Annotated in this window: 11 protein-coding genes; 4 read left to right on the forward strand and 7 right to left on the reverse strand. The window is 66.7% G+C overall.

The genetic code is table 11. The annotated features are described in order from the left end of the window. The coding region (locus tag VGT77_RS00500; RefSeq protein WP_327458492.1) for a hydantoinase B/oxoprolinase family protein at positions 1-3346 on the forward strand (3346 nt) is incomplete at its 5' end. Here VGT77_RS00500 and VGT77_RS00505 read toward each other — a convergent pair. Further along, positions 3334-4092 carry an SDR family oxidoreductase gene (locus tag VGT77_RS00505; RefSeq protein ID WP_327458494.1) on the reverse strand — a complete coding sequence of 253 codons (759 nt, stop codon included), beginning with the start codon at positions 4090-4092 and terminating at the stop codon, positions 3334-3336. The genes VGT77_RS00500 and VGT77_RS00505 overlap by 13 nt on opposite strands. Positions 4093-4178: 86 nt before the next feature. On the opposite strand from VGT77_RS00505, the gene VGT77_RS00510 reads away from it, so the two are divergent. Continuing rightward, entirely contained in the window at positions 4179-5387 is a 1209-nt protein-coding gene (locus tag VGT77_RS00510; RefSeq protein WP_327458496.1) for an MFS transporter, read from the forward strand. Here VGT77_RS00510 and VGT77_RS00515 read toward each other — a convergent pair. The 4 genes from VGT77_RS00515 to VGT77_RS00530 form a co-directional block, all read right to left on the reverse strand. After that, a complete protein-coding gene (locus VGT77_RS00515) occupies positions 5364-6539 on the reverse strand; it encodes a glycosyl transferase-like UDP-glucuronosyltransferase (RefSeq protein WP_327458498.1) in 1176 nt (391 codons plus the stop codon). The two genes, VGT77_RS00510 and VGT77_RS00515, sit on opposite strands and share 24 nt — an antisense overlap. A gap of 6 nt (positions 6540-6545) precedes the next feature. Beyond that, positions 6546-7304, reverse strand: a complete 759-nt coding sequence (locus tag VGT77_RS00520; protein ID WP_327458500.1) for a competence/damage-inducible protein A — start codon at positions 7302-7304, stop codon at positions 6546-6548. Positions 7305-7344: 40 nt separating this feature from the next. Next, entirely contained in the window at positions 7345-8226 is an 882-nt protein-coding gene (locus tag VGT77_RS00525; protein ID WP_327458502.1) for an alpha/beta hydrolase, read from the reverse strand. Positions 8227-8478: 252 nt separating this feature from the next. Then, entirely contained in the window at positions 8479-8709 is a 231-nt protein-coding gene (locus VGT77_RS00530; protein ID WP_327458504.1) for a hypothetical protein, read from the reverse strand. A 148-nt stretch (positions 8710-8857) separates the two neighbouring features. On the opposite strand from VGT77_RS00530, the gene map reads away from it, so the two are divergent. Further along, complete coding sequence (map, locus tag VGT77_RS00535; protein WP_327458994.1) at positions 8858-9679, forward strand: type I methionyl aminopeptidase; 822 nt, start codon at positions 8858-8860, stop codon at positions 9677-9679. Here map and VGT77_RS00540 read toward each other — a convergent pair. Then, positions 9670-10041, reverse strand: a complete 372-nt coding sequence (locus tag VGT77_RS00540; protein WP_327458506.1) for a hypothetical protein — start codon at positions 10039-10041, stop codon at positions 9670-9672. The two genes, map and VGT77_RS00540, sit on opposite strands and share 10 nt — an antisense overlap. Positions 10042-10121: 80 nt before the next feature. Here VGT77_RS00540 and VGT77_RS00545 point away from each other — a divergent pair, with 80 nt between their 5' ends. Then, positions 10122-12224, forward strand: coding sequence for a PQQ-dependent dehydrogenase, methanol/ethanol family (locus VGT77_RS00545; RefSeq protein WP_327458508.1), 2103 nt, complete (start codon positions 10122-10124; stop codon positions 12222-12224). Here VGT77_RS00545 and VGT77_RS00550 read toward each other — a convergent pair. Further along, positions 12221-12565 (reverse strand): GFA family protein, encoded by a 345-nt coding sequence (locus VGT77_RS00550; RefSeq protein WP_327458510.1) that lies wholly within the window; start codon positions 12563-12565, stop codon positions 12221-12223. The genes VGT77_RS00545 and VGT77_RS00550 overlap by 4 nt on opposite strands. Position 12566 lies beyond the last annotated feature (1 nt).

Below are 12566 nucleotides of genomic sequence, written 5' to 3' on the forward strand. Positions count from 1 at the left end.
GGCGCTGGTCGTCACGCGCGGGTTCCGTGACATGTTGCGGATAGGCTATCAGAACCGTCCCAAGCTGTTCGACCGCAAGATCGTGCTGCCTGACCGGCTGGAAAGCTGCGTGATCGAGGCCGACGAGCGGATCGATGCACAGGGGCAGGTGCTGACCGCTCTGGATGAAGAGCGGCTACGGAACGACCTTGCGGCAGCTTATGCCGCGGGCCTGCGTGCTATCGCGGTCGTGCTGATGCACGGCTATCGCTATCCCCGGCACGAGGAAGCCGCCGCACGCATCGCCGAGGACCTGGGCTTTACCCAAGTATCAGTCAGTCACCGCGTCAGCCCGCTGATGAAGATCGTCAGCCGCGGTGACACGACTTTGGTGGACGCCTATCTGTCTCCGATCCTGGACCGCTATGTGCGGCAGGTCCGCGAGGCGCTCGGGCCCGACGTGCCGCTGTCCTTCATGCAGTCGAACGGCGGCCTCGCTCCAGCCGAAGCGTTTCGCGGGCGCGACGCGATCCTGTCCGGGCCGGCCGGCGGCATTGTCGGCATGGCGCGGACCAGCGAGGCGGCGGGGTTCGGCAAGGTGATCGGCTTCGACATGGGCGGCACTTCGACTGACGTGTCGCATTATGCGGGCAGTTTCGAACGGACGCTGGAAAAAGTGGTCGCAGGCGTCAGGCTGCGCGTTCCGATGATGAGCATCGACACGATCGCAGCCGGCGGCGGCTCGATCTGCCGCTTCGACGGCGCCCGATTGCGCGTTGGCCCCGAAAGTGCCGGCGCCGATCCGGGGCCCGCTTGCTATCGCCGCGGCGGGCCGCTCACCATCACCGACTGCAACGTCGCGCTAGGCAAGCTCCAGCCGCAGGTCTTCCCGCACGTCTTCGGCCCCGGCGGCGACGAGCCAATCGACGTCGAGGCGGCACGCATGCGCCTCGCCCAAGTCGCGGATGAGATGGCTGCGGCCGGGCTCCCTCCCCGAACTCCGGAGGAGATCGCCGAAGGCTTTCTCGCCATCGCCGTCGACAACATGGCCAATGCGATCAAGAAGATCTCGATCGCGCGCGGCCATGATTTGGCTGATTACGCGCTCGCCTGCTTCGGTGGCGCCGGCGGGCAACATGCCTGTCTGGTCGCCGACGCGCTCGGCATGGAGCGGATCGTCATCCATCCGCTCGCCGGCGTTCTCTCCGCCTATGGCATCGGCCTTGCCGACCAGCGCGTGCTCCGCACCCGCGCCGTCGAGGCGCGGCTGGACGATGAACTGCTCGGCCGGCTGCGGATCAGCTTCGAACAGCTGGAAGCGGATTGCCTCACCGACATCGCCGCCGACGGCTTCGACCTGACGGCGCGGCGGTTCGAGCACCGGCTGAGCGTCCGCTACGAAGGCACCGACACGGCCCTAGACGTCGCTCCGGCCGATGCGGAGAGCGTGCGAAGTGAATTCGAGGCGCTCTACCAGCAGCGCTTCGCCTTCACAGCGCCTGGCACGCCGCTGATCGTCGAAAGCGCGACGGTCGAACTGATCGTGCCGGCGACGGTGCCCCAAGGCAGCATCGGCGCCCACGCGACCGAAAATAGGGGGTCGGCCGTCGAGGTCTTCATGAGCGGCGAGGCTCGGCAAGCGCAGCTGATGGCGCGCGAGGCGCTGCGGGTGGACCGACCGATCGCCGGGCCAGCGATCCTCTACGACTCCAGCGCCACCACAGTCGTTGAGCCGAGCTGGAGCGTCACCCGTACAGTGGCAGGCGACCTGGTCCTGGCGCGTACCGGCTGCAGCAGATCAACGACGGCAGCCGCCGATCTCGCCAAGCCCGATCCGGTGCGGCTCGAGATCTTCAACAACCTCTTCATGGCGATCGCCGAGCAGATGGGCCAGGCGCTCCAGAACACGGCGCTGTCGGTCAACATCAAGGAACGGCTCGATTTCTCTTGCGCGTTGTTCGATGCCGAGGGGCGGCTCGTCGCCAACGCGCCGCACATGCCCGTCCATCTCGGCTCGATGGGCGACAGCGTCCGCGCGATGCGGGAGCGGGCACAGGCAAGCGCGAGGGGACTGAAGCCGGGCGACGTCTATCTGATCAACAACCCCTATGACGGCGGCACCCACCTGCCCGACCTGACGGTGGTCATGCCGGTCTTCGGCGAGGGCGAAGCCCCCGATTTCTATGTCGCTGCGCGCGGCCACCATGCCGATGTCGGCGGCCGCACGCCAGGCTCGATGCCGCCCGACAGCCAGTCGCTGGACGAAGAAGGCGTCCTATTTGACTCGCTGCTGGTGGTAGAGGATGGGCGGCTGCTCGAAGCCGAGTTCCGCGCCGCGCTCGCCGCCGGTCCGTGGCCCGCGCGGGACCCGGACCGTAATGTCGGCGACCTCCGCGCCCAGATCGCTGCCTGTGCGCGCGGCGCCGCCGAGCTGGACCGGATCCTCGCCCAATATGGCCGCGAAACGGTGGTCGCCTATATGCGCCACGTCCAGGATAACGCCGCCGAGGCGGTGCGCCAGGTGCTCGACCGGCTGCCCGACCGCAGTTTCGAGTATGAGATGGACAATGGCGCCATCGTGCGCGTGGCCATCACCGTGGATCGGGAGGCTCGCCGCGCCCGCGTCGACTTCACCGGCACGAGCGATCAGCTGCCGTCCAACTTCAACGCGCCGCCCTCAATCTCACGCGCGGCCGTGCTTTATGTCATGCGCACTCTGGTGGACGACGCCATTCCGATGAACGATGGCTGCCTGGAGCCGATCGACATTGTGGTTCCGGACGGCTCGATGCTCAAGCCGCGCTATCCGGCGGCGGTGGTGGCTGGAAATGTCGAGACGAGCCAGGTGATCACCGACGCGGTCTATGGCGCGACCGGCGCCTTGGCTGCCGCGCAGGGCACGATGAACAACTTCACGTTCGGCAATGCGCGCCACCAATATTACGAAACGATCTGCGGCGGCGCCGGCGCCGGCCCCGACTTCGACGGTGCGTCGGCTGTTCATACGCACATGACCAACTCGCGCCTGACCGACCCAGAAGTGCTCGAATGGCGCTTCCCGGTGCTGCTCGAAAGCTTCGAGATACGGCAGGGTTCAGGCGGGGCCGGCCGGCATCGGGGCGGCGACGGTGTCGTCCGCCGCATCGGTTTCCGCGAGCCGATGACCGCCGCCATCCTCTCCAATCGCCGCCGCGTGGCGCCCTTCGGATTGGAGGGCGGGGCGCCGGGCGCCTGCGGCCGCAATGCGGTCGTGCGCGCGGACGGCCGAGTAGAAGAGATTGGCCCGGCGCAGGCCGTCGAGGTAGGCGCTGGCGAGGTGTTCGTAATCGAAACGCCAGGCGGCGGCGGCTTCGGTCAGCCCGCCTGACGAGGCATCGTATAGTTCAGGCCCAGCCGCCCACCATCAGGGTAGATGGTCTGGCCAGTGATATAGCTGCTCTCGTCCGACGCCAGGAACAGGGCCACAGCGGCCACTTCCTCAGGCGTGCCGGTCCGGCCCAGCGGTGTGCGGCTGAGGATCCGCTCTTCCGCCGCCTTATCCGTCATGATGCCGCGCGCCATGTCGGTCAGGATGGTGCCGGGTCCGATCGCATTTACCCGGATGCCGCGCGGCGCCAGCGCCAGCGCCGTCACATTGGTCAGCTGCTTGAGCGCCCCCTTGGAGACGACATAGGGGATCTGGTTCGGGATCGCGAGCACGGCATTGACCGACGACATGTTGATGACCGCGCCGCCCTCTCCCATCAGCCGCGCGGCGCGCTGCGTACCGAACAGTGCCGCCTTCAGATTGATCGCGAAGACGCGGTCGAAATCCTCTTCGCGCAGCTCGTCCAGCGTGGCGGCGTGCGTCACGCCGGCATTGTTCACTAGAATGTCGAGTCGGCCCCACTCCCGCTCGACGGCATCGAAGATCGCGTCCAGCCCCGAGGAGGTTGAAACGTCGGCGGTCACGCAGCACTGACCGAGCCGCCGCGTTAGCGCCTCCAGCTCCGCGGCAGCGATGTCGGCCAACAGCAGCGAGGCGCCTTCCGCGGCAAACCGCTCGGCAATTGCGCGTCCGATCCCGTTCGCCGCTCCGGTGATCACCGCCCGCTTGCCCGTCAATCTGCCCATCGGATCCTCCTCGCTCCGGCTTGTCCCGGCCGAGCGCTTTGGGCAAGAGGCACCGGCGCCGGTGCTCGCGCGGACGGGAGGGACGAGTGCCGAGAACGCGACCGCTGATGTTCGTGCTGGCGACCATCTTCATCGACTCGATTGGCTTCGGCCTGATCATTCCGGTGCTGCCGCAGCTGCTGATGAGCGTGGGCCACATCGAACTCGCCGACGCGATCGAGATCGGCGCCTGGATGGGACTCGCCATCTCCCTTGCGGCGTTCTTGACGGCGCCGATCCTCGGCAATCTTTCCGACCGGGTCGGCCGCCGCCCCGTGCTGCTGATCGCGCTCGCCGGCCTCGCCTTCGACTATCTGCTGCTGGCGGTGGCGTACACCCTGCCGCTGATCTTCCTCGGCCGGGTGCTGTCAGGCGCGTTCGGCGGCAGCTATGCCCCTGCTCAAGCCGCGATCGCCGACATGACGCCCCCGGAGCAGCGCGCCCGCACTTTCGGCTATGTCAGTGCCGCGTTCGGCGTCGGCTTCGTACTCGGCCCAGCGCTTGGCGGCCTGCTCGGAGAACTGGGCGACCGCGCGCCGTTCTACGCCGCGTCCGGCCTGGCAGCGGTCAACTTCCTCTATGGTCTGTTGGTGTTCCCGGAGAGCCTGGCGCGCGAGCATCGGCGGCCGTTCGACTGGCGCCGCGCCAACCCGCTGGGGGCTCTCGCCGCCGCGCGCAGGGCCTCAGGCCTAATGTCCGTGGCCGCCATCCTGACGCTCTGGCAGATTGCCAGCCTCGTCTATCCGCTCACCTGGGCCTTTTACGGCATTGCCCAGTTCGGCTGGTCCAGCGGCATGATCGGCGCCAGTCTCGCCGCCGTCGGCGTCGTCATCGCATTCAGCCAGATGCTCCTGACCGGCCCCGCCGTGAAAAGGTTCGGCGAGCGCGATGCGGCCACGATCGGCCTGATCGGCGCCATTGCAGGCTTTCTCCTCTACGCTTTCGCGACCGAGACCTGGCAAGCCTATGCGATCATGCCGCTGATCGCGATCCAGTCGCTGGTTCAGCCGAGTCTGATGGCGATGATGTCGCGTCGCGCCACGGCAGACACGCAGGGCGAAGTGCAGGGAATTGCCAGCATGTGCCTGGGATTGGGCGCCATCGTCGCGCCGCTGCCGCTGACCGGCGTCATGGCCGAGTTCACCCGCGACGACGCCGCGCTGCGCTTTCCCGGCGCGGCGTTCATCGTCGCCGCGGCCTTCGGCCTTGTCGCGCTAGCGACGCTGCGGCGGCTACCCCGCGCCAGCCAGCTCTAGCAGCGCGGCGGCCGCCAGATCCTCCTGCTCGGGCGCCAGCCGCTCCCGAAAGCCTGGCGCCAGCTCGCGTGCGCGCCGCTGAAAGCTGTCATTGTGGTAGAGCTGGCGGAGCGACGTCGCGAACGCCTCCGGCTGGATGCCGCCCGCATGGACATGCCCGCCAAGCTGCATCCGGGTGATCGCCTGGCCCGTCAGCGCCTTCTCCAGATCGTAATGCACGACGACGACCGGAAGGCCTGCAGCCAAGGCACTGCTGACAAAGCCGACACCGCCATAGGTCATGACCAGCCGCGACCGCTCCGCGATGCGAGCGAACGGGACGGGGCCGGGCTCGACGATGAAGCCTAGCTTCGCCAGTTCCGCTTTCTGCCCTACAGACGCACCCTGGGCATAGACCCGGACCGGCAGCGCCGAGCGTACCAGGCCGTCCCACAGAGCGCCGGTCCGCAGCAGATCGCCATTGGCATAGAGGAATATCTCCTCTCCTTCACCTGCTTCGCCGAGCGGGTGAGATACGGAGGGCGCGACGACGGGATCCCTGCGCCATGCGGCGTAGGGGTCGAGTTCGGTGAACGTGCCGGCGAGAAGCCTGTCCGTGGCGAAGATGGCGGGCAGTGCACTCAAGGTCGGTCGGCCTGCCGCGGCCAAGCCGGTGTTCACCTGGTCGAGCACCTCGGCTTCGGGATAGGCAGCCGGCTTTCCGGTGAGGCTCGGAAAGCGCTCCATTTGGGCGGGCGCCGTGTCGAACGCGTGCCCGGCGACCAAAGTCGGCACGCGACCACGGGCGGCGCACAAGAGGGCAGGTGCGAAGTCTGCGGCGATCGCATGCGGCCGGGCCGCCGCAATGATCCCCTCCCAAGCATCGATCAGCGCTGGAAGGGTCGCAGGGTCGTGAAGGCCGAGGCGAAAAAGGATATCGCCCATGGTGTTGGGCAGCGGCCCGCCCAGCGCGCCTACATTGGCGAGCAGGCGCGGCCAGAGCGGCGCCTGCCGATGCTGCGTGCCGGAAGGAAATTCAACCCCTCCCGCCAACCGCTGGCTGGCCACGATAACATCGTGCCCTTCCGCCCGCAGCCGCCGTGCAAGTGAGGCCATGCGGACGAGATGGCCACGGCCTGCCCCCAGCTCCCAACCCAGCAGAAAGCGCGCCATGACCGGTCAGATGCCGCCGTCGATCGGCGCCCGTCCCGCCTCGATCAGCCGCGCGCGCAGGTCAGCCAGGCAAGCGGCAAGCGCCTCACGGTCAGTCGAGCGGACGACGAAGTTGGCGCCCACCTTCCCTTCGCGGAAGAATGGGTAGCTGCCGATCTGGCAGCCCTCATGTGCCTTTTCGGTCGCGCGCAGCAGGTCGGCCACCTCGCTTTCCGCCACCCAGCAGCCGATCGTTTCCGACAGGAGTGGTTGACCACCCTCAAGCGTGCCCGCCATCGCATCGAGCATCATCGCCGTGATGTGCGGTACGCCTGCCATGATGAAGATGTTGCGCCAGCGTATGCCCGGCGCGCCAGACATACGGTTCTCGATCAGGTCGGCACCTTCCGGCACGCGCGCCATGCGCAGCCGCGCCTCGGTCACACCTCCGCGGCTCTCATAATAGCGCTCGAGCATCTGACGCGCGCGCGGGTGCACGACCACCGGGACGCCGATCGCCTTTGAGATGGCGTCCACCGTGATATCGTCATGAGTCGGGCCGATGCCGCCGGTGGTGAACAGATAGTCGTTGCGGGAGCGCAGCGCGTTCACTGCCTCGACGATCGCGTCCTCCGAGTCGCCGACGACCCGCACTTCGGCGAGCCTGATGCCCTGAAGGTTCAGCCACAGGGCGATCTGCGCGATATTCTTGTCCTGGGTCCGTCCGGACAGGATCTCGTCCCCGATGATGACAAGCCCCGCGGTCCAGATGCGTTCGGCAACCATGGCCCGGCCTTAGCCCGGCTGCGGTCCCGCGCAAGCCGCTTCACCGCAGGAAGGCGGTGATTGCCGCGGCGACTGCGTCCGGCCGCTCCCAGTGCAGATTATGACCCTGCCCCGCAAAAGCGGTGAAGCGGGCCTGCGGCAGCACTCTGCGTAACTCCTCCTGGGCACCCGGTCCAAAAGCCGAATCCTTGTCGCCCCACAGGATCAAGGTGGGCGCCTTGATTTCCCCGGCGAGCCGGCCAGTCGACGACATGGCGAGCTCGGGGGCGATGCTCCGCCAGACGTTGATCGGCGTCGCGACGGTCTCGGGGCGCACTGCCGCCAGCAGGTCAGGATCGGCGGGCGTGGCAACGCTGATCCACTCGGAAATGAAGGGACTCTTAGGGTCGATCGGGTCGCGGAGCGCCATGATGTTGGTCCACAGCCAGTCGCCACGCGATACCGCCGGCAGACTCGTCGATCCTATCAGCACCAGCCCCTGCACGCGCTCCGGATGATCGGCTGCCAATCGCTGCGCGACGATGCTGCCGAGCGAATGTCCGACCACGTGCACGCGCTCGATCTTCCTGGAGTCGAGCAGCAGCTTCAGGTCATAGGCGAGATTGCCAATCGCATAGCAGCATTCTGGCTTGTCCGAGCCACCATGCCCACGCAGATCGGGGATGATCAGCCTGTATCGGCTCAGCAGCGGCGCGAGCGTCGACCAGCTGCGGCTGGTGTCGGTGAAGCCGTGGATCAGCAGCAAAGGAGGCCCGTCAGCTGTCCCCGCTTCGACGAAGCGCAGCGTGACACCGTTAGCGAGCGTCTCCGCCTGCTTGGCGCTGTTCCACTCACGCTGGTTCGGTACGGCGGCCGCCACAGTCGCCGCGCATGCAAGCGCCGCCGCGGCCATTGCCGATCGGAAAACCACTGGTCTCAACATCACTGTCCCCCAATCTTGTGAAGGAAGCGGATAGGACAGGGCAGACGATCGCTTCTAGCGAGTGCGCGGTCGGTTTCCCCTTCACCGAGCAGTTATCGAGATGTTCCAGCCGCTTAGTGGCCGTTCAAGGGATGGCGCCGCCTAACGTGGCGTCGTTCCTTCCGGCAAAAAACCGCACCGCCGGTATGCTTCCGAAAAAGAAAAAGGGCGCCGACATCGCTGCCGGCGCCCTTCTCATTCGATAGCTGCCGCTCAGGCGCTTTCGGAATCGTCGTCGTCGAACACGACGAACACGGCCAGTGCAATAACCGCGGCGGCGGCGAGGCCGATCAGCAGCAGGTTGCCCTCGAGCTGGTTGCCTTCGACCTGGGCCGAGGTGCGCGCGGCGCTCGCCAGTGACAATTTGGATGCGCTGGTCTGAGCAACTGCCGGAGCAGCGGCCATGCTGAGCGCGGCAGCAAGTGCGATCAAGCTACGCTTCATAATCTGAACTCCCTTCGCGACCCGCGGGGGGTTAAGCGGATCAGGAGCACCATAGCTTCCGATTCCCCAAACGCACCAGAAAAATGCGTCCGTTTCGACATGATGACCGGAGTTGGTTCGGATGCCCGACGCGACTATATCGGCGGCGATGACCAGCTATATCGACGCCGATTCTGCCTCCACGCGCACCAACGCGATCAAGCTGCACGGGCCCGAGGGGTTCGAGGGCATGAGGAGAGCGGGCCGGCTCGCCGCCGAAATCCTTGACGCGATCGTGCCGCACATGGTGCCCGGCGTCGAGACGCAGGCGATCGACGCGATGGTGCGCGCGCATATGCTGCGTGCCGGCGCCGTGCCGGCGACGCTCGGCTACCGCGGCTATACGCATTCCAGCTGTATCTCGATCAACCATGTCGTTTGCCACGGCATCCCGTCGGACCGGACTCTCAAGGACGGCGACATCGTCAATGTCGACGTCACGCCCCTGCTCGACGGTTGGCACGGCGACACCAGCCGCATGTATTTGATCGGCGATGTCGGCGTGAAGGCGAAGCGGCTGGTCGACGTCACCTATGAAGCGATGATGCGGGGCATCGAGCAGGCCAAGCCCGGCAACCGGATGGGCGACATCGCCCATGCCATCCAGTCGTTCGCCGAGAAGCACCGTTATGGCGTGGTGCGCGATTTCTGCGGCCACGGTCTTGGCCGCCTATTCCACGACGCGCCCGAGGTTGTGCATGCCGGGCGTCCCGGCACCGGTCCGGAGCTGAAGCCGGGCATGTTCTTCACCATCGAGCCGATGATCAATATCGGCCGGCCGGACTGTAAGGTGCTCGAAGACGGCTGGACCGCCGTGACCCGCGACCGTTCGCTGTCCGCCCAGTTCGAGCACTCGGTGGGCATCACCGAGACCGGCTGCGAGATCTTTACAAAGAGCTCGGCTGGCCTAGACAAACCGCCCTACGCCTGACGGCGGCTTTCGATCAGGAACAGAAGGAGCGCCGCCGCCGCGTAGAGGGCAAGCGCCCGCCTGACTACTGGCATCAGCAGCGCATCGCCTCCGCAGCCCGTTCCGACGAGCCCATGGCCGGCGATCGTGATCGCGGCGGCTCCGGCGGCGAGCAGCAGACCGACCGGTAGGTGCGCCAGGGGCAATGCGGGCCAGGGCAGGCGCAAGTTCAGAACCGTCGAGGCGCGTCCGATCAGCGGCGTCATCGCGGCATAACCTGCGGCCTGCACGGCCATGCCCACCCCGCCTCCGCAAGACAGGGGCAGCAAGAGGGCCCAGACGATCGCCAGCAGATACAGAAAGATGGGCGGCACGATGCGCATGAAGCCGCCTCCTAAATGCCGTAGCAAAACGCAACCGGCTGTCGCACACTGACCCGCAGAATAAGAATGCGGAGACGGTCATGCGGGCGATTGTAGCGGCGGCTTTGGTGTTGGGCGCTGCGGCCTATGCAAAGACGGGCGAGAAGGTCGATGGCGCCTATCTGACCAAAGGCGGCGACGGCACCGACTGGCCTGCGATCGGCCGCAATTATCGTGAGCAGCGCTTCAGTCCGCTCACCCAGATCCACGCCGGCAACGTCAATCAACTCGGCATCGCCTGGTTTGCCGACCTGCCCGATGCGCGCGGCCTGGAGGCGACGCCGGTGGTGGTCGACGGCGTGCTTTACGTGACCGGTCCCTGGTCGAAAGTCTTCGCTTTCGACGCGACCAGCGGCAAGCCGCTCTGGACCTTCGACCCGAAGATCGACGGTCTGAAGGGCGCGCACAGCTGCTGCGACGTGGTCAATCGCGGCGTCGCGGTGTGGAAGGGCAAGCTCTATCTCGGCGCACTCGATGGCCGTCTGATTGCCCTGGATGCCGCGACCGGCAAGCAGCTGTGGCAGGTCCAGACTACCGACACCTCCAAGCCCTACACGATCACCGGCGCGCCGCGTGTCGTGAAGGACATGGTCATTATCGGCAATGGCGGCGCCGAGTTCGGCGTGCGCGGCTATGTCACCGCCTATGACGCCGCGACCGGAAGCAAGCGCTGGCGCTTCTACACCGTACCCAACCCGGACGGGAAAGCGGACGGCGAGGCCTCCGACCCGATTCTCGCCAAGGCGGCGGCGACGTGGAATGACGGCCAGTGGAAACAGGCGGGCGGCGGCGGCACCGTTTGGGATGCGATCGTCTATGATCCCGAACTCGACCAGCTGTACCTGGGCGTCGGCAACGGGTCGCCCTGGAACCATGGCGTGCGCAGCGGCGGCGAGGGTGACAATTGGTTCCTCTCGTCGGTCGTGGCCGTCGATCCGAACACGGGCGCCTACAAATGGCACTATCAGGAGACCCCCGGCGAGACTTGGGACTATACCGCCACCCAACCGATCATCCTGGCCGACATGAACGGGCGCAAGGTGCTGTACCACGCGCCGAAGAACGGCTTTTTCTTTGTCATCGACCGCGCCACGGGCAAGCCGCTTTCCGCCGACATGTTCACTGCCGTGAACTGGGCGACCGGCTACGATCCCACCAGCTGGCGCCCGATCGAGAACCCGGAAGCGCGATTCTACAAGACCGGGAAGCCCTGGATCGGCGCGCCGGCTCCGATCGGCGCGCATAGCTGGCAGCCGATGAGCTATTCGCCGCTGACCGGCCTCGTCTACCTGCCGGTCAACGATATTGGCTTCGGCTTCATTCCGCCGCTGGTGGCGGAGGATGCCCAGCGGCGCGCGCTCGGCTTCAACGTCGCCGCCAACATGGGCGAAGGCGCGCTGCCGCCTGATCCTGGCTTCATCAAGGCGGCGATCGCCGCGACCAAGGGCTCGCTGGTCGCCTGGGACCCGGCCGCTCGCAAGGCGCGGTGGCGGGTCGAATATCCGACCCCCTGGAATGGCGGCACGCTCGCGACGGCAGGCAACCTAGTCTTCCAGGGCACGGCGTTGGGCGAGTTCCGCGCCTATGCGGCCGACACAGGCAAGCAGCTCTGGGCGCTCCCAGTCCAGTCCGGCGTTATGGCGGCTGCGTCAAGCTATTCGATCAAGGGCGTGCAATATGTCGCCGTCACGACCAGCCGCGGCGGCGCTTGGGACCTGACCTCTGGCTATGCGGGGCTCCCAGCCAAGAAACTGCCGAGCATCCCGCGCCTGATCGTGCTGAAGCTGGGCGGTAACGGGCGGCTACCGGCGGTGCCCGCCTCGACCGTGCTAGCGCTCGATCCGCCGCCAGCGACGGCACCCGCGGCGAAGGTGGCGCAAGGTAAGGCGCTGTTCGGCCGCTATTGCTCCGTCTGCCACGGCTCCAATGCGGTGAGCGGCGGGGTGACGCCTGACCTGCGCTACTCGCCCGTGCTCGCAGACGCGGCGACATGGAAGGGCGTGGTGATCGACGGTGTGCTGCACGAACGCGGCATGGTCAGTTTCAAGCCGGTGATGGACGAGGCCGGCGCCGAAGCGGTTCGCGCCTATGTGATCGGCGAGGCCAACTGGGCCAAGACCAACGACAGCAAGATCATGAATTAGCGGCCGTCGAACAGCCGCACTTCCACCTTGGCCGGATCGAAGCCGTCGAGCAGTCGGGCATGCACACCCATGCGACCGAAATCCTCGCCCAAAGTCTTCCAGTGGGTGCCGCAGCCGCAGATGGGGCAATGGTGGATGCCGATCATCCGGTCGCCCCAAATGTAAGGCACGGTCTCACCGGACACGGTCACCGCATCGTCGGGATAATAGGCCACGAGCCAGGCGAGCTTGGTGCAGAGTGAGCAATTACAGCTCGCCACCCATTCGGGCGGGTTCGGCACTTTGATCCGCACCGCGCCGCAATGGCAGCTGCCCGTAACCCCTTCCCCTTCGTTCGCCATG

The organism is Sphingomonas sp., assembly GCF_035944535.1.
Lineage (GTDB): Bacteria > Pseudomonadota > Alphaproteobacteria > Sphingomonadales > Sphingomonadaceae > Sphingomonas_B.